Consider the following 17,333-nt stretch of genomic DNA (forward strand, 5'->3'; position numbering starts at 1 on the left):
CCGCCTCGGTGATCGAGAACACCTTCTTGTTGCCTTCGCTGGACGAGACGGCATAGCCCGCCTCTTCAAGGAAAGTCAGGGTCGGATAGACCACGCCCGGGCTCGGGCTGTAGATGCCGCTGGTGCGCTCCTCCAGTGCCTTGATGATGTCATAGCCGTGGCGCGGCGCCTCGGCCAGAAGCGATAGCGTGATCAGCTTCAGATCGCCATCGGCAAGCATGCGCCCGGCGCGGAACATGTCGCCCGGACCGCCGCGACCGCCGCCGCGCATGCCGTGCCCGAACGGCCCGAAGCCGCCGCCGCGACCGCCGAATTTGCCGGCCATGTGCATGAACATGCGCTCGCCGAAATGGTTATGTCCGTGCATCCTTCACTCCTGCGTTATGTCTTACGATATATCTTAATTAAGCTGCGACATCCGCAGAGTCAAGATATATCTTACGATGTATCGGAAGCGAGCAGGGAAACTATCGATCCTGCTTCACGCTCATGCGTGCATTACGGTATTCGCGCACCACGAGATCCRTCAGCTCCTGCACGGAGGTCTCGGAGGTAGGCTTGTCGAAAACGATTGCGCCGCCCTCGATGAGGTTGATCCTGTCGCAGACGTCGAAGATCTGGGCATAGTTGTGCGCGATGATCATGATGCCCATGTCGCCRCCCTCCTTCAGCTGCTGGATCAKGTCGAGGACCAGCGCCGATTCCTTTGCTCCCATCGCCGCCGTCGGCTCGTCGAGCAGCAGGATCTTGGCCTTCTGGTAGACAGAGCGGGCGACTGCGATCGCCTKGCGCTGGCCGCCCGACAACCGCGACACCTCGGCATCCACCGAAGGGATGCTGACTCCCATGCGCTCCAGATGYGCGAGCGCCGCACGCCGCATGGACGCGTCATCGAGGATTCCCAGGGGACCGCCGAACACGGCCTCCCGCTGCAGGAACATGTTGCGGTAGACGTTCAGTTCATTGATCAAGGCAAGATCCTGGTACACCGCTTCAATGCCGAGGCTTCGTGCGTGCGCAACCGAACTCAGCGTCACGGGCGCGCCGTCGAGATAGAGYTGTCCGCTCGACGGCTTCAGGAAACCGGTAAAAATCTTCATCAGCGTGGATTTGCCGGCGCCGTTGTCGCCGAGCAGTCCCAGCACCTCGCCGCGGGCCAGCCGCAGATTGACGTCGCGCAGCGCCGTGATCTGGCCGAAGTGCTTTGAGATGTGCTCGGCGCGCAGCAATTCGCCGGAACCCGTATTCTGTTCCATCATCCGCCTCCCTGGTCGCGCAGCCGGCTGAGATGGACGTTGACTGCCATCGTCACCAGGATCGCCGCGCCCAGGATCATGTCGAACGTGAAGGCGCTGACGCCCAGCAGGGTGAAGCCGTCCTTGAGGATCGCGAGCACCAGCGCGCCGAAGAAGGCGCCGATCGTGGTGCCGAGCCCGCCGGTCAAGAGCGTGCCGCCGATGACGGCAGAAGCGATCGCCGCGAACATGATCTCGCTGCCGCCGGCCAGCGGGTCGATCGAGCCGATGCGGAAGGCATCGAGCATCCCGGCAAAGCCGCCGAGYGTACTGCAGAGGATGAAATTGCCGAGCTTGATGCGACGGACCTTGATGCCGACTTCGGCGGCCCCTATCGGATTGCCGCCTGTGGCCACGGTGTGCRGGCCCCAGCGGGTCTTCATCAGCACGAATTGCAGGCCGATCGCGATCGCCACCGCCCAGGCCAGTTCTGCCCAGGGATTGGCACCGAGGATCTGCGTAAAGAGATCGCCCGCCTGCGGCTGGACCGGAAAGCCGCCGGAAATGGTCAGCGTGAAGCCATTGATCAGGAACAGCATGCCGAGCGTGGTGACGAAGGAAGGCAGCCGCAACAGCGTGGTCACGAAACCGTTGATGGCGCCCACCAGCGCCGCCGCCGCAAGCCCCGCGATCACCGCCAGCCACGGTGGTGCGCCGCCCTCCGCGGCGAAATACATGACGAAAGGTGTGAGCGCATAGACCATGCCCACCGACAGGTCCAGTTCTCCGCATACCAGCACCATCACCTCGCCCCCGGCGATGATGGCGGTGGCGGCGGTGAACTGGACGAGATTCTCGAGGTTCGACTGCGAAAGGAAGGCCGCGCTGGAATATTGGAAATAGATGATCAGCAGCAGGCCGGCGATGACGATGCTGGCTTCGCGGTATCGAAAGATTATAGGCGCGGCCCGACGCCACGCGCTGCGCGGCGCCGGCGCGCCGCCCGCCTTCGCGGCTGTGCCGGAAAGGCGGCCTTGGCTGGCCGGAGAATGCCGGGCGTTGTCGGCCATGCCCTAAGTCCTCAGCCGCCGATCGGGCCCGAGCGCTCGACCAGTGTCTGCTTGCTCGCGCTGCCCTCGTAGCGGCTTTGCGTCTTCAGATAGCGCTGGACGCCCTCCTTGGTGACGAATTTGAGGCCGGTGTTGATATCGGCCGAGCCGGTAAGGCCGCCCGACATCTGGAACAGGAACAGTTCCATCACCGTGTAGAAGCCCTGCAGATAGGCCTGCTGGTCGATGGTGAAGTCGAGATGGCCCTTGCCGAGAGCGTCGAGTGTGTCGGGCAGCAGATCGAAGCCTCCGGCGCGAACGCCCTTGGCGTGCAGACCGTATTTCTCCATAGTCTTGCCGACCGCCATGGTGCTGCCGGCGTCGACGGCAAACATGCCCTTCACGTCCTTGTGGCCGACATAGTAGGCATCGACGCGCGATACCTCCTCATTGACCGTCGGCCCGCTGGCGATCTGTGTAAAATTGATTTTCTTGCCAGAGGCCTTGATCGCATCGGCGGCGCCATCGAGGCGCGGCTGGATATTGAGCTGGCCGGGCGTGGCGATGAACCCTACCACTTCGCCTTCGTCCACCAGGCTTACGATGCGCTCTCCAAGCGCCTTGCCTGCAAGATACAGGTCCTGGCCGACATAGGCGAGCCGGGCATTGCCTTTGGCATCGGCATTGTAGGCGACGACCGGAATACCGGCTGCGAGCGCCTTCTTCACCGGCTCGTTGAAAGCGTGCTCGTCCACGAGGCTGACGGCGATACCGTCGACGCCGGCGGTGATAGCTGTGTTCATCGCGTTGACCATCTCCGAGGCGATCGATTTCTGCGACCCCGTCCACTGAGACGAGCAGCCGAGCAAGGCRCAGGCGTCCGCGATGCCGTACTGCGTGGGCACGAAGAAGGGATTGGTGGTGACGTGGTTGACGAAGACGAACTTCCACTTTTTGTGCTCGGGAAAGTCGCCCTGCGTGGCCGCCGATGCCGRCAAGGCGCCCAGCGCCGCCAGCGAGGCCGCGCCGCCTACGCCCAGTCCCATTTGCAGCAGCGTGCGCCGCGTGGCCGCTAGGCCTTGCCCACAATGGGTGTTTTCATGATCCGTGACCATGGTCGATCTCCCTAGATTTTCAATTTGCTGTCATGCGTCCTCATTGCCGGATGGCCGGCGAAAGCTGATGGAAGGAGTACGAGGAGCCTTGCAAGAACAACTAGGGCCCTAAGCAGGGTCCAGTAGATGGCCGCGGTGTAATTACCTATTTTTGAACGCGCACAGTTCCGCGCGGATAAGCCGCCAAGGCAAACCGGTTATTCCCCCTGGAACGCGGTCTACCAGCGGCCCTTGCAGCGGTTCCAGGCGTAAAGCAGGTCGGCGAAACGGTCATAGGCAAAGCGCGTCAGCGGCAGCGCAAACGGGTTGCCGAAGAATGCCGCCAGCCAGCCTTCGCCGGGCGTCATCCGCCAGACCGCGATCGCCACGTCCGCGCCGACCAGCAGCCTGCCCCCGGCGTCGGTCGCATGCAGCCGGCGGCGGATGTCCTCCAGCGAGGCGCCGTATCCGGAGAGCGCCGCCGGCTCGAAATTGATGTCGCGGAACTCGATGCGCCCGGCCTTAACCGCCTCGACCAGCCRCCGTCTCTGGCGCCTGATGCCGGCGTCGCACACCGGGCAGCGCGTATTGTACCAGACGGTCAGTAGGGGCACGGACATGGCAAGACTATCGGATGCGCCGCCGCACTCCGCAACACCGCGCCGTGACCCTGGAACCATTCCCGAAAAGTGTGGAACGGTTTTCAGTCCGCAATTGCGTCAAGACATAGAGGTAGAGCGGTTCTGCGTTTCCATGAAACGGTGAACCGGCCCAACGGCGCCTATCCTAGTCGCTCTAACCGCGCCTATCCTAATGAGCTGATGATCTCGCGATAGGCGAATTCCGGAAACGCCTTCATCGTCCGCGTCCTGACGTTGCCGCCCGACGCCAGCATCAGCGCGAAACGGGCAAGCACCGCATCGTCCGGCGCTTCGATAATGGCAACCATGTCGCATTCGCCCATGGTCAGATAGAATGCCTTGAACGATCCGCCCATCTCGCCCAGCAGCTTCTTGGCGGCATCGAGCCGCTTCGGAGACTCGCGCACATTCTTGGCGCCCAGCTCAGTCCAGTTGATCAGCACGATGTAGGTTGTCATGGCACACCTCCTTCCGGTGCCACGGAGCGCGGCGCCTGGCCGTCACGGCCGACGCCGGGGCGGGCATCCGGCTTGTCGCCCAGAAATGCATCCGACAGGGAATTATCCTCCCGGCGGGCAGCCCCGGCAAGGCGCAATGCGGTGTCCGGAAACGCAAAAAAGGGCGCCGGAGACGCCCTTTTGATTTGYTGTCTGCTTTCGGATCAGCTGTCGAGGAAGCTTCTGAGCTTACGGCTCCTGCTCGGGTGCTTGAGCTTGCGCAGCGCCTTGGCCTCGATCTGGCGGATGCGTTCGCGCGTGACCGAGAACTGCTGGCCGACCTCTTCCAGCGTGTGGTCGGTGTTCATGCCGATGCCGAAGCGCATTCTGAGAACGCGCTCCTCGCGCGGCGTGAGCGACGCCAGCACGCGGGTCGTGGTCTCGCGCAGATTGGCCTGGATCGCCGCGTCGATCGGCAGGATCGCCATCTTGTCCTCGATGAAGTCGCCGAGATGCGAATCCTCCTCGTCGCCAACCGGCGTTTCGAGCGAGATCGGCTCCTTGGCGATCTTCAGCACCTTGCGCACCTTTTCCAGCGGCATGGCGAGCTTCTCGGCCAGTTCCTCCGGCGTCGGCTCGCGCCCGATCTCGTGCAGCATCTGGCGCGAGGTGCGCACGATCTTGTTGATCGTCTCGATCATGTGCACCGGAATGCGGATGGTGCGCGCCTGGTCGGCGATCGAACGGGTAATCGCCTGCCGGATCCACCACGTCGCGTAGGTCGAGAACTTGTAGCCGCGGCGGTACTCGAATTTGTCGACCGCCTTCATCAGGCCGATATTGCCTTCCTGGATCAGGTCGAGGAACTGCAGGCCGCGATTGGTGTATTTCTTGGCGATGGAGATGACGAGGCGCAGGTTCGCCTCCACCATTTCCTTCTTGGCGATCGCGGCCTCGCGCTCGCCTTTCTGCACCTGGTTGACGATCTTGCGGAATTCCTGGATCGAGATCGCCGTTTCGGTGGCGAGGTTCTGGATCTCGGTGCGCAGATCCTTGATCGCGTCCTTCTCGTTCTTGGTGAACTCCTTCCAGCCGCGCGACGTCAGGTTGGCGATCGAGCGCGTCCAGTTCGGATCGAGCTCCGAGCCCTGGTACTCCTTGAGGAATTCCTCGCGGCRCACGCCATAGCTTTCGGCCAGCCGCAGCAGCTTGCCTTCGTTCTGCACCAGGCGCTTGTTGATGTCGTAAAGCTGCTCGACCAGCGCTTCGATGCGCGCGGTGTTGAGCGACAGCGACTTCACCGCCTTGATGAGCTGGTCCTTCAGCTCCTTAAGCCGGCGATCCTGGCTGGGCGAGAGCGTGCCGGCGGCTGCGAGACGATTTTCGACCTGCTGGTCCTGCAGCTTGCGCAGCTTCWTGTAAGTGTCGGCGATGACGTCGAGCGTCTCCATGACCTGGGGGCGCAGTTCCGCTTCCATCGCGGCGAGAGACAGGCTTGCCTCGTCCTCGTCGTCTTCCTCTTCTTCAAGTCCGCGCGTGTCRCCGCCGACATTGGTGATGTCGTCCTCTTCGTCGCGCGCCGCGGCGCGGCCGCGCGGCTTTTCGTCGGCCTTAGGCGCTTCCTCGACGCGTTCGACGACCGGCGCCTGCTTGGCCTCGGGGCCGGCATAAGTCGCCTCGAGATCGATGATCTCGCGCAGCAGGATCTTCGATTCGTTGAGCTCGTCGCGCCAGATGATGATGGCCTGGAAGGTAAGCGGGCTTTCGCACAGACCCGCGATCATCGTCTCGCGGCCGGCCTCGATGCGCTTGGCGATCGCGATTTCGCCTTCGCGCGACAGAAGCTCCACCGAGCCCATCTCGCGCAGATACATGCGCACCGGGTCGTCGGTGCGGTCGGTCGGCTCTTTCTTGGCGGTCGTGGTGGCGACCGCGGTGCCGGTCTGCTCGGCGAGTTCGTTGGCCTCTTCATCCGAGTCCGCACCGGCGTCGCCTTCGGCCTCCTCGCCCTGCTCGTCGTCCTCGACGACATTGATGCCCATGTCGGACAGCATGGCCATGGTGTCCTCGATCTGCTCGGAGGTCACTTCCTCYGAGGGCAGCACCGAGTTCAGCTCGTCCATGGTCACATAGCCGCGCTTCTTGGCGGCCTTGATCATCTTCTTGACAGCATCATCGGAAAGGTCRAGCAACGGGCCATCGGTGGCGCCTTCGCGTTCGGTATCGACCTCTTCCTTTTCCTTTGTCGCCATTCTTTGTCGTCTCCAAGCGGCCCAGTATCGAAGCCGCGCAAGCTACCCGACCGGTCATACCGGATGCGCTCGCACCAGAACGCCTCTTACCGGGCCAGTAACCGCATCTCTTGTTAAATCCAGATTAACCCTGGTATCTGTGGCAGGCCTTTTGCCTGTCCAGTGACCAGCACCTCACATCGCTCAAAATTTCCCGCCGACGCCCGGGTACGGTTAACGTTTCGAATCGTCCTGATTCCGCCAATCTGCCAGAAGGTCAAGCGCCTCTGGCATGATTCGCATGAAAAAAGCGAATCAATTACCCGACTTACAGGCGTCGATTCGACGCGCCTGTGCATTTCCACTTCATTCGGCGCCGGTCCGGACCTAAACGCGTCCGGCCCTGCCCGATGAAACGCCGAACCCTTCAATCAGCGCTTCCGTTGCCTGTACATCGTTGAATTGCGCTTGAATCTCGACGAGATGCCGGAAGTTTTCATCCGAAGGGTCGGCATCGAGCGCCGCTTGCGCCTGTTTCAGCTCCCTATGTAAGGTGCGCGCGCTGCGCTGCAAGTGCAGGGCCTGGTTGAAGGCGTCGCGGGCGTCGTCGAGCGCCGCGGTTTCGAGCGCCGGCCACTGCCTTGCCCGCTTGATCAGCGCCACGGCACGCTCCCAGATACCGCCGCACCCGGCGCGCTCGATGGTGGCGATCACCGCGTCGCGGTTGTCGGCGGCATCATGCGCCATCGCGTCGAGGATCGCGGCGTGCAGCCGCCTGAGATCCGAGTTGGCGAGGTCGAGGAATTCGACATGCGCGAAATTCTCGTCGATCAGTGCGGGGTGGTTGATCAGCGCCACGATGATCGTCGCCTCGCGCACCGACATGCCCTCGCCGGTGCGCTTGACCAGCGCCGAGCGGCCGAGGCTTTCGGTGATCGCGGTGCGCGCGCCGATGGCCGCGCCCCGGCCAAACGCGCCGCCGGGTGCCGAACCCCTGCCGCGCTCGCCCGCCCGGCCGTCCTGGCGTCCCCCGTGATGACCTTGCCGCGCGCCGCGCTGCGAGCCGAAGAAGCTCAACACGCGCTCGCGCATCTCTTGGCTGTAGTGGTAGCGCAGGCTTTCGTCGCGGATGCGGCTGGTGAGCTCGCGCAGCGTCTTTTCAAGTTCCGCCCGTCGCTCCGGCGTATCGAACACGCCGCCGGCCGTCTCGCGCATCCAAAGCAGGTCGGCGAGCGGCCTGGCTTCCGAAAGCACCGCGCGAAAAGCGTCGGGACCGTCCAGCTTGACGAGGTCGTCCGGATCCTTGCCTTCAGGCAGCAGCGCAAAACGCGCCGAGCGGCCCGGCTGGATCGCCGGCAGCGCCAGATCGGCGGCGCGCCAAGCCGCCTTCAGCCCGGCCTGGTCGCCGTCGAAGCACAGCACCGGCTCACCGGCCATGCGCCATAAAAGCTCGAGCTGGTTTTCGGTAAGCGCGGTGCCGAGCGGCGCCACGACATTCTCGAAGCCGGCCTGCGCCAGCGCGATCACATCCATATAGCCTTCGACCGCAATCACCGTGCCGCCCTTCGCCACGGCCTTGCGGGCGCGGGCGAAATTGTAGAGCACATTGCCTTTGTGGAAGAGCTCGGTCTCCGGCGAGTTCATGTATTTGGCCAAAGCGTCCGGCGCCAGCRCCCGTCCGCCGAAGGCGATGATCCTGCCGCGCGAGTCCGGGATCGGAAACATGATGCGGTCGCGGAACCAGTCATAGGAGACGGGGACGTCGTCGCCGTGCCGCACCAGCCCGCAGGCCTCGATGTCAGTTTTCGGCACGCCTTTTGCGGCAAGATATTCCTTTAGCGCGTTGCGGCTATCCGGCGCATAGCCGAGCCGGAAGGACTGCTGCGTTGCCGGCGTCAGGCCGCGGTYGCGCAGATAGGCACGCGCCTTCGCGCCCTCTGGTCCCTGCAGCCGCTCCTGGAAGAAGACGGTCGCCATCTCCATGACGTCGGTGAGGCTGGCGCGCTCCTTCTCGCGCCGTTCCTCCGCGGCGTCGCGCACCGGCATCGGCACGCCGGCCATCTCGGCGATCCTTTCGACCGCTTCGGGGAAGCTCATGCCGTCGAGTTCGGTCAGGAACCTGAAATGGTCGCCCGAGACCGAACAGCCGAAACAATGGTAGCGGCCCTTCTTGTCCTCGCAATGGAAGGACGGGCTCTTCTCGCCATGGAACGGACAGCAGGCCCAATAGTCGCCGCGCGACGCGTTGGTCTTCTTCCTGTCCCAGGAGACGCGCTGGCCGATGACCGAGGAAATCGGCACACGGTCGCGTATCTCGTCGAGGAAGGCGGGCGGAAAGCGCATCAGGACAGGCTCGTTTGCCCTCCATATAATCAAACCGCCCGGGCGCGACGACTCGTCAAGGTCGATCGTACCCGCTTTTCACAGACAAAAAGAAGGCGGCCGAGCGGCCGCCTTCCGGTGTTTCGGGCCGTTGCCCGGATCAGTGCGCGGCGATCGCGCCGAAGATGATGCCGGAGACGACGCCGACCAGCAGGTAGTCGTTGCCGACGCGGATCCATTCCTGGCCGGGACCCGGGCGGCGCAACCCATAGCGATGCCAGTCGCGCACCGCCTGGTGGCGCTTCCAGGCCGCGTATCTCTGGCCTTTGCGCCAATGGCTGCGCTTCACCACCAGCTTCTTCTTGACCACGACTTTCTTCTTCGTGACGCCCGGCTTCTGCCAGTCGACCTGAGCGTAGCTCGACTGCGGCGCGCTCGGCTGGTTGAGCGGCGCGGCCTGGCCCGAGAAGGCCGAGGCGGCCAGCATCGAGGCGGTGACGGCGGAAAGTACGAGACGCTTCATGGTCGGTGCTCCTTGGTTTTGGACGGKCAAGGAGATAGCCAAGCCCGGATGAACCGAATCTGAACGCCATTGTTACAATTCTGCAATGATTTCCAAGGCTTATAAAATCCGCTTCAACCAACCAAATCTCCCGGATCGGCCATTGGCCGGGTCACCGCGTGCCATTTGCCGCCAGATCCGCCTGCGGCATGCAACCAATGAGCCTTCCATCCATTTCCGACACACGCCGTCGCGCGCCGAACGTCGGCCGAACCGGGCAAAATTTATTACCCGGCTAAAATTGTTTGGAGTACTCTCGCGGCCCGAAATGCTCATGATTCGCGCCCTTTTCCGCTTCCCTGACGCCACGCCGCGAGGCCGGGCATGAGCGGTTCCGTCGTCATTCTGCACCTTGCCGGCGCAGTGGCGCTGATGCTGTTTGCCACCCGCCTGGTGAAGACGGGCGTCGAGCGCGCCTATGGCGACGTGCTGCGCCACCGGCTTCGCGCAACCATGCGCAATCCGCTGACGGCGGTGCTCGCCGGCTGCGGTCTTGCGATCGCGCTGCAAAGCTCGACCGCCGTCACGCTGCTGGTCGGCTCCTTCGCCGGCGCCGGCATCGTATCGGGCGCCGCCGGGCAGCTTGCGGTGCGCGGCGCCGAGATCGGCTCGGCGCTGGTAGTCAAGCTCTTGACCTTCGACCTGTCGCTTCTGGTTCCGGTCTGCCTTGTCGCCGGCACGGTCATGTTCATGGCTACGGAGCGTCGCGACTGGCGCCAGTTCGGCCGTATTCTTGTCGGCATCGGGCTATTGCTGCTGTCGCTGGAGATGATCGGCCAGGCCTCGGAGCCGCTGCGCCAGAGCAAGCTGATGCCGATGATCGTCAACTATTTCTCCGGCGATTTCGTCACCGCCTATCTTCTTGCCGCCCTGATCACCTGGCTGTTCCATTCTTCGATCGCTGCCGTTCTCCTTATGGTGACGCTGGCCGGACGCGGCTTCATCCCGCCGGAACTCGGAATCGTGCTGGTGCTTGGTGTCAATCTCGGCTCTTCGGTCATCGCGCCGTTGCTTACCCGCAATGCCGATCCGGGCGTGCGCATCGTGCCGGTCGGCAATCTGCTGATGCGCGGGATGGRCTCGCTGATCATGCTGATCCTGTTCATGACGCTGAAGCCGCCGGTCGGCTTTCTCGGCACCACAGGGCCGGATCAGATCGTCAACGCCCACATCCTGTTCAACGTGACCATCCTGCTTGCCGGCCTGCCGCTCGCCGGCCTCGTCTATCGTGCGTCCGAAAGCATCGTGGCGCTGGGCATAGCGCCGCAATCGCCGGCACCCTTCGATGTCGTCGAATTGTCGGCCCTGAACGAAAGCGCGCTCGACACGCCAAGCCAGGCGCTGGCAAACGCCACCCGCGAAGTGGTGCGGGTGTGCGAGACGGTCGAGATCATGCTGAAGCGCATCATCGAGCTCTACGAGAGCGCCGACAGCGATAAGATCAAGGCGCTTGCGGCGCTTGACGACCGTGTCGACAAGAAGCACGCGGCAATAAAGTTCTATCTTGCCAAGGTCACCAAGAACCGGCTCAGCGAGGACGAGGCGCTGCGCTGCCAGGAACTGATCGGCGCCTGCGTCAAGCTGGAGCAGGTCGGCGACATCATCGTGCGCAATATGCTGGTGCATGTCAGGAAGAAGCTGGAGCGCGGACTGGAATTCACGCCCGAGGGCTGGCGCGAGCTCTTCGCCTTCCACGCCTCGGTGCTTGCCAATGCACGGCTTGCCTTCAACGTGCTGGTCTCGCGCGACCCCGAAACCGCCCGGCAACTGGTGCTGGAGAAGGATCTGCTGCGCGAGCGCGAGAAAGAGACAAGCGCCAGCCATTTCGTGCGGCTGCGCGACGGCACGGCCAAAAGCGTCGATACCAGTTCCATCCATCTCGACACCATCCGCGACCTCAAGCAGATCAACTCGCTGCTCGCCTCCATGGCCTATCCCGTGCTCGAGGAACGCGGACTGCTCGGCGGCTCGCGGCTGAAGGCAAGTTAGCCCATCAAGCAAAAAAGCTATCGACCTTGGCGCGCCGGGCAGAAAATTAATCTTTGCTCATCCTCGCCTCCGTCGGCTAAGGAAGGATTGAGGTCCACTCACTAGGAGGATGACGTAGTCGATGGACACCCATTCGCGCAGCTTCATCAAGGCGCTTTCCTGGCGAGCCACCGGCACGGTCGATACGATGATCATCTCGCTCGTGGTGACCGGAAGCGTGAAGCTCGCTGCAGCCATCGGCGGGACCGAAGTTGTAACCAAGTCGCTGCTCTTTTACCTTCATGAGCGAGCGTGGCTGAAAATTCCTTACGGCATGAACGCGAAATCGGCCTCGTCCTCCGCCACCGAGGCAGCGCTAAACCCGGTCAAGAAAAGCTAAAGCGGCGTCGACAATTTCTGCATTGCCGGCGGCACGCATCCGTGGTTTGACGCCCTGCCATGCTGCCGCTGATTGCACTCTTCATTGCCGCCTTCGCCTTCGGCACGACCGAATTCGTCATTGCCGGCGTGCTGCCGGAGGTGGCGGAAGGCCTCGGCGTCTCCGTGCCCACCGCGGGCTACCTGGTCTCCGGCTATGCCGGCGGGATTGCGATCGGCGGCCCGCTTCTGGCGCTTGCCACCGGCAGGGTGTCGCGCAAGGCGCTGCTTGTCGGRCTGACCGTCGCCTTCACCCTTGGCCAGGCAGCCTGCGCGCTGTCGCCCGATTTCACGTCGATGCTTCTTCTGCGCATCGCTGTTGCCGTGGCGCATGGCTGCTACTTCGGCGTCGCCATGGTGGTCGCGGTTAGCCTGGTGCGTGAGGACCAGCGCGGTGTGGCTGTCGCCGTGATCCTCTCCGGGCTCACCGTCTCCAATGTCATCGGCGTGCCCGCCGGCACCGCGATCGGCGGCCTCTGGGGCTGGCGGGCAACCTTCTGGGTGATGGGCGCGCTGGGCGTCGTCGCGACTTTCGCCATGCTTGCGCTGCTGCCGCGCTCGGCAGGCGCCGCGAACCGGCCCGCCGGACTGGCACGCGAGGTGCGCGTGCTGGGGCGCCAGCAGGTCTGGACTTCGCTCATCCTGATGCTGATGCTGATGATCGGCCAGTTCAGCCTCTTCACCTACATCACGCCGACGCTTCTCGAGGTTACCGGCCTCGACGAAAGCCTGATCCCCTGGGTTCTGCTGCTCAACGGCGTCGGCGCCACGATCGGCGTCTTCCTCGGCGGCAAGCTTGCCGACTGGAACCTGATGCCCTCGCTGATCGCCATGCTTTTGCTGCAGGCGGTCATGCTGGCCGTGATCTACGCAGTCAGTCCCTACCCGGTGCCGATGGTCGTCRCCATCGTTGTCTGGGGCGGTCTCAACTTCGCCATCGGCGCACCGATCCAGACCCGCATCCTCGCCTGGACGGCCGATGCGTCGAACCTTGCTTCTTCGCTCATCCCGTCGGGCTTCAATGTCGGTATCGCTTTGGCCGCCTCGCTAGGTGCGGCGATGCTCAATGCCGGCTTGGGCTATCGCAGCCTGCCGGTCGCCGGCGCGCTCGCCATGCTGGTGGCCGTGGCGGTCGCCCTCGCCTCGCAGGCGTGGGAATGGCGCAGCCGCGCAACGCCGCCGCTGCCGGCGGCAGCCGAATAAAACGCCGCCTGCAGTTTTACTGCCTCAGACCGCGGACGGCGCGTGTCCGAAGCCACCCGCCAGGATCGTCAGCAAACCGCGAACGCTCCTTGCAGGGACAGACAAACGCCTAGAGATCAATGCGGAATTTAAGGCTTTCGGCGCCGCCATAGGCCGCATCCTCGAAGAAGCGGCCGATCAGCCTGCCGCCATTGGCTGTTATCACCTTCTGCGAAGCCGGGTTGTCCGGTTTCGCGGTGATCTCGACATAGTCGAGACCCACTGCCCTCGCCTCTTCCAGCATCAACCGCAGCGCCTCGGTGGCATAACCGCGCCCCCGCTTCCACGGCACCACCGCATAGCCGATATGGCCGAGCACATGTGAAGGCAGGGCGGACGTTCCGAGCTGCCAGCGAAGGCCGATAGAGCCCGCGGCCTCGCCGTCCCAGATCCAGCGCCGGTAGCCGGGCAGGCGCGGCACGCTGGTGCCGTCGGGCAAGGTAATGGGCGGCCCCTTCGCCTCAGGATCGTCAAGGCTGGYGAGGAAGGCGACAGGGTCCTCCTCGATGGCCGCAAGTTGYTCGCGCGTCGCTTCCAGCAGCCGCACATTGTCGGGCGACCAGCCGCGCTCCAGCGCCGCCTTGTAGGACGGCAAGTGCTCGAGCGCAGGTTTGACGATTTCGATCATCTTGTACCCGCTTCCTATAGGGTGCCGCTAAACAAGAAGTGTTTCGCCGATTGGCGCGAGGCCTTCTATGATCAGCACCTGGTGATTCACTGCAAGAGACAGTGGTTTGGAGAGGGGAATTCATCCGGTGCGGTTGAGATCTGTTCCGCTGGGCGTCACGGGCGCCCTYGGCTTGCTCGTTGTGGCTTTGGCCCTGACGATGTCGGCCCGGTCCTTCGCYGCGTTGCGACCMTCGGGCATTCCGGCCTGGCTGCAAGCCCATGTCGGCGAAGGCGACGGTCAGATCGCGCAAGTGGTCCTGGAAAGGGCACGTGCGCTTTACCTGAAAAAGGTGAGCGAAGGTTCCGTGAAAAATCCCTGCTACTTCGCCATGGACGCGACCCGTCCCGGCGATCTGGGAAATGGGGTGTTGGGGCGCCGCTACTACATCATCTGCGAGGCCGAGCAGTCGTTCCGCGCGGTTTCTGCGGGCCATGGTGGCGGCCGCAACCTCAAGGGCGTCGCGGATTTCAGCAACGGCAGACGCTGCGCCAAGAACTTCGGCAATGCGATGGATTCGGAACTGACGGCCGGCGGCGCCTATCTGACCGCCGATACCAAGACGTCGTTCAAGGGCTATTATCGCACCGCTGCGAAACAGGATGCGGCTTTCATGCGCACCTTCGTGCAGTTCGACGGTGAGGGCGAAACCGCGAACGCCAGGCAGCGCGTGATCGGCGGACACCCGGCCGCGTTGCTGCGCGGGATGTGTCTTCTGAAGAAGCCGAAGAGCTCCTATGCCGACCACGACGGCTACGTCCCGTTCGGCAAGCTGGTGAACTACGCCGGTGGCCGCAGCAATGGCTGCACCAGCTGGTCGCCGGCGGACGCGGCGCTGATCATTCCGATGATCAAGGACAATCCGACGAYGCTCTACATCTATCCTGAATCACGTGACATCGCGGCGGTCACACAGAGAGCTGCATCCAGGCAATCGCTGTCGGGCGCGGGGCTCTACTGGAATACATCCTGCCTGAAGGAGATCGGCTCTCCGAAATTCTGGCCAAAGAAGACGCTTGAGYCGATCATCGCGCAATACAAGAAGGCTCACCCGCTGCCGCCTCCGCAGCCGGTGCCGATCTGCAAGAATCCTTGAGGTTCTGCGGACGGGCGATGCCTCCTATTCGGGCCGCTACTGGAGCAACGTCTTGGCGGCGCTTCGCCTTGGCCAAGTCCATCCAGTCGTCACGGCCTGCGCCCGTTCGCTTGCAAACATTGTGATGCCCCATTCCGATCGACGTTCATCGTAGCGCAGGATGTAGAGCGCGCCATCGCTGCCCTTGACCTTGCAGTAGCGGTAATCGGCGCCAAACCATTGATCGACCATCTCGAGAACATCCACCTGGTCGCCGTCGAGACAGAACCTGAGGGGCACTTCGATGTCACGGTCTCGCCGGGTTTCGACCTTGATCCGCATAAGCAGCTCCGCGTTTGATAGAGGCTGTTCACCTCACCACGTAGGCACTGATCCAACCACCTTCCAGCGGCTGRCTTCGCCGGTCAACGCCGGCGAAGCGCCGAACGCGGGCGACAGCTTCAACGGGCGCAGGAAGCCGCTATTCGCAGGCCGGCCCCACCTGAATCTCGACACACCTACAGCACTTGTTCCAGGAATGCCTTGGTTCGCGCCTCTCGCGGGTGATCCAATATTTCCTTCGGCGAGCCGTGCTCCACGATGACACCCTGATCGGTGAAATAGATGTGGTTGGCGATCTCGCGCGCGAAACCCATCTCGTGAGTGACCAGGATGCACGTCATCCCCTCCCCTGCCAGTWCGCGTATCGTGACCAGCACTTCCTTGACGGTCTCGGGGTCGAGCGCGGCCGTCACCTCGTCGAACAGCATCAGATCCGGGCGCATCGCGAGCGAGCGGKCAATGGCGACACGTTGCTGCTGGCCACCTGACAATTCTCCCGGATAGGTATCTTCCTTGCCTTCGAGGCGAACCTTTTTGATGAGCGCCCGTGCGCGCGCCTCGACCTCGCGGCGATCCTGCTTGAGGACATGGATCGGGGCCATCATGATGTTTTGCAGCGCGGTCTTGTGCGGAAACAGATTGTACTGCTGGAAGACCATGCCCACCTTGCGGCGCAGCGCCAACTTGTCCACTGCGGGATCGTTGACCTCCTGTCCTTCGACGGTGATCGAGCCGGAATTGATCGGCACCAGCGCATTGATGGACCGGATCAATGTCGATTTGCCGGAGCCGGACGGTCCTATGATGCAGATGACCTCGCCCTTCATCACCTCAAGGCTGATGCCCTTGAGCACTTCGGATTGGCCAAACGACTTGTGCACGTCGTGGAGACGCACCATCGGTTGATCGGGAGTCCAAGCTGCCATGGCAATCTCAGGTCTTGACGTTGAAGCGCCGCTCGAGACGAACGGTCCAAATATTGATCGGGTAACAGTAGACGAAGAAGCACAGCATGGCGAAAGCGTAGAGCGGTGCCAGCAAGTCCGTTCGACCGCCTTCGGCATTGTGAACCTGTGYGGTCAGCGTCAGCATCTCGTTGATGCCCACGACAGAAGCCAGGACCGTCGCCATCGTGACCAGCGAATAGAGGTTCATCCAGGGTGGCAGCATCCGCTTTACACACTGGGRCAAGATAATCATCCACAGCGTCTGCCGGCGACTGAAGGCCAGCGAGTCTGCCGCTTCCCATTGGCCGCTGGGGATGGATTGCACCGCCCCGCGTACGATCTCTGCGACATTGGCCATGACCGGCAGCGCGAAGCCGATAACGGCTTTGACCCAGTCCGGAAACGGAACGGTGACGTCGCCGAAGCGGAACTGATAGGGGATCAGGTACATGGCGAAGAACAGCAGCACCAGCCACGGCGCGTTGCGGAAGAACTGTGTCAGCGCCCAGGCGCACCGGCGGAGCCAGCGGAACGCGCTCAGTTGCATCAGGCCAAGCCCAAGCCCCACGATCGTGCCCAGCGCCATCGACAGCACGGAAATAACAAGATTGAAGCCGAAGCYGATCAAAAGCAGCGGCATCCATTTGATGATGACACCGATTATCGACAGCTCTTCCGAACCTGTCTGCGCATCCGCAGCGGACGCGAACAGAAGCACTGCCGCGACCAAAGCCAGGCCGTGGCAGGCACGAAGCCGTAAAACCGGCGCTGAAGGGGGTCGAACCGGCAGCAGCACGGGCAGGTCAGTCACCGGCGTGGTGCGCCCTTTCTTCATTGGCCGAATCCTGGAATGCGCAGCGACCGCTCCCAACGGTGCATGACCCATACGAGCACGCCGACCAACAGAACGAAGGTGGCCAGCAGGACGCACATCATTTCGGTCACGTTCTGGGATTCGGACCAGATTTGCGTGGTGGCGTAGAGCGTCTCGGGAACCGCAATGGCGTAGGCAAGCGTCGTGGTCTTCAGCAGATTGACCAGATTGTTGTCCAACGCCGGCAGGCAGACGCGCAGCGCCAGCGG

The 17,333-nt window shown here is 63.1% G+C and carries 17 protein-coding genes and 1 pseudogene; 4 read left to right on the plus strand and 14 right to left on the minus strand.

What is annotated here, in order from left to right:
* The 9 genes from ORS3428_RS05480 to ORS3428_RS05520 form a co-directional block, all read right to left on the minus strand.
* Positions 1-367, minus strand: a 367-nt coding sequence (locus ORS3428_RS05480) for a PadR family transcriptional regulator (protein ID WP_131802841.1), incomplete at its 3' end; no start/stop codon positions are given.
* A gap of 100 nt (positions 368-467) precedes the next feature.
* Positions 468-1,229, minus strand: a complete 762-nt coding sequence (locus ORS3428_RS05485) for an ATP-binding cassette domain-containing protein (RefSeq protein WP_201788292.1) — start codon at positions 1,227-1,229, stop codon at positions 468-470.
* Positions 1,230-1,255: 26 nt separating this feature from the next.
* Positions 1,256-2,305: an ABC transporter permease gene (locus tag ORS3428_RS05490; RefSeq protein ID WP_083355005.1), complete on the minus strand. Its 1,050-nt coding sequence runs from the start codon at positions 2,303-2,305 to the stop codon at positions 1,256-1,258.
* A gap of 11 nt (positions 2,306-2,316) precedes the next feature.
* Positions 2,317-3,399 (minus strand): sugar ABC transporter substrate-binding protein, encoded by a 1,083-nt coding sequence (locus ORS3428_RS05495; RefSeq protein WP_071095308.1) that lies wholly within the window; start codon positions 3,397-3,399, stop codon positions 2,317-2,319.
* A 218-nt stretch (positions 3,400-3,617) separates the two neighbouring features.
* Complete coding sequence (locus tag ORS3428_RS05500) at positions 3,618-3,998, minus strand: thiol-disulfide oxidoreductase DCC family protein (protein ID WP_071095309.1); 381 nt, start codon at positions 3,996-3,998, stop codon at positions 3,618-3,620.
* Positions 3,999-4,183: 185 nt separating this feature from the next.
* Positions 4,184-4,477 carry a GYD domain-containing protein gene (locus ORS3428_RS05505; protein WP_071095310.1) on the minus strand — a complete coding sequence of 98 codons (294 nt, stop codon included), beginning with the start codon at positions 4,475-4,477 and terminating at the stop codon, positions 4,184-4,186.
* A 203-nt stretch (positions 4,478-4,680) separates the two neighbouring features.
* Positions 4,681-6,708: an RNA polymerase sigma factor RpoD gene (gene rpoD / locus ORS3428_RS05510; RefSeq protein ID WP_071095311.1), complete on the minus strand. Its 2,028-nt coding sequence runs from the start codon at positions 6,706-6,708 to the stop codon at positions 4,681-4,683.
* A 366-nt stretch (positions 6,709-7,074) separates the two neighbouring features.
* Complete coding sequence (dnaG, locus tag ORS3428_RS05515; RefSeq protein ID WP_071095313.1) at positions 7,075-9,030, minus strand: DNA primase; 1,956 nt, start codon at positions 9,028-9,030, stop codon at positions 7,075-7,077.
* A 139-nt stretch (positions 9,031-9,169) separates the two neighbouring features.
* Entirely contained in the window at positions 9,170-9,532 is a 363-nt protein-coding gene (locus ORS3428_RS05520; RefSeq protein ID WP_071095315.1) for an RcnB family protein, read from the minus strand.
* A gap of 363 nt (positions 9,533-9,895) precedes the next feature.
* Between ORS3428_RS05520 and ORS3428_RS05525 the strand changes: the two genes are divergently transcribed.
* The 3 genes from ORS3428_RS05525 (at position 9,896) to ORS3428_RS05535 (ending at position 13,180) form a co-directional block, all read left to right on the plus strand.
* A complete protein-coding gene (locus ORS3428_RS05525) occupies positions 9,896-11,560 on the plus strand; it encodes a Na/Pi cotransporter family protein (RefSeq protein ID WP_071095317.1) in 1,665 nt (554 codons plus the stop codon).
* Between the two features lie 121 nt (positions 11,561-11,681).
* A complete protein-coding gene (locus tag ORS3428_RS05530; protein ID WP_071095320.1) occupies positions 11,682-11,939 on the plus strand; it encodes a DUF2061 domain-containing protein in 258 nt (85 codons plus the stop codon).
* A gap of 59 nt (positions 11,940-11,998) precedes the next feature.
* Positions 11,999-13,180 (plus strand): MFS transporter, encoded by a 1,182-nt coding sequence (locus ORS3428_RS05535; protein WP_071095323.1) that lies wholly within the window; start codon positions 11,999-12,001, stop codon positions 13,178-13,180.
* Positions 13,181-13,289: 109 nt separating this feature from the next.
* Here ORS3428_RS05535 and ORS3428_RS05540 read toward each other — a convergent pair whose 3' ends face one another.
* On the minus strand, positions 13,290-13,847 hold the full coding sequence (locus ORS3428_RS05540) for a GNAT family N-acetyltransferase (protein WP_071095329.1): 558 nt from the start codon (positions 13,845-13,847) through the stop codon (positions 13,290-13,292).
* A gap of 127 nt (positions 13,848-13,974) precedes the next feature.
* On the opposite strand from ORS3428_RS05540, the gene ORS3428_RS05545 reads away from it, so the two are divergent.
* The gene (locus ORS3428_RS05545) at positions 13,975-14,982 is read left to right on the plus strand and encodes a hypothetical protein (RefSeq protein ID WP_071095331.1); all 1,008 of its coding nucleotides are present in this window, start codon (positions 13,975-13,977) and stop codon (positions 14,980-14,982) included.
* Positions 14,983-15,018: 36 nt separating this feature from the next.
* Here ORS3428_RS05545 and ORS3428_RS05550 read toward each other — a convergent pair whose 3' ends face one another.
* From ORS3428_RS05550 to ORS3428_RS05565, 4 genes and pseudogenes are all read right to left on the minus strand, one after another.
* Complete coding sequence (locus tag ORS3428_RS05550) at positions 15,019-15,303, minus strand: hypothetical protein (protein ID WP_071095333.1); 285 nt, start codon at positions 15,301-15,303, stop codon at positions 15,019-15,021.
* A 176-nt stretch (positions 15,304-15,479) separates the two neighbouring features.
* Positions 15,480-16,229, minus strand: a complete 750-nt coding sequence (locus ORS3428_RS05555; RefSeq protein WP_071095335.1) for an amino acid ABC transporter ATP-binding protein — start codon at positions 16,227-16,229, stop codon at positions 15,480-15,482.
* A gap of 7 nt (positions 16,230-16,236) precedes the next feature.
* Positions 16,237-17,085, minus strand: a complete 849-nt coding sequence (locus tag ORS3428_RS05560; protein WP_071095337.1) for an amino acid ABC transporter permease — start codon at positions 17,083-17,085, stop codon at positions 16,237-16,239.
* A pseudogene (locus tag ORS3428_RS05565) lies at positions 17,082-17,333 on the minus strand (amino acid ABC transporter permease); the annotation flags it as partial. The gene ORS3428_RS05560 and the pseudogene ORS3428_RS05565, both read right to left, overlap by 4 nt.

Source organism: Mesorhizobium sp. ORS 3428, from assembly GCF_001854785.1.
GTDB lineage: Bacteria > Pseudomonadota > Alphaproteobacteria > Rhizobiales > Rhizobiaceae > Mesorhizobium.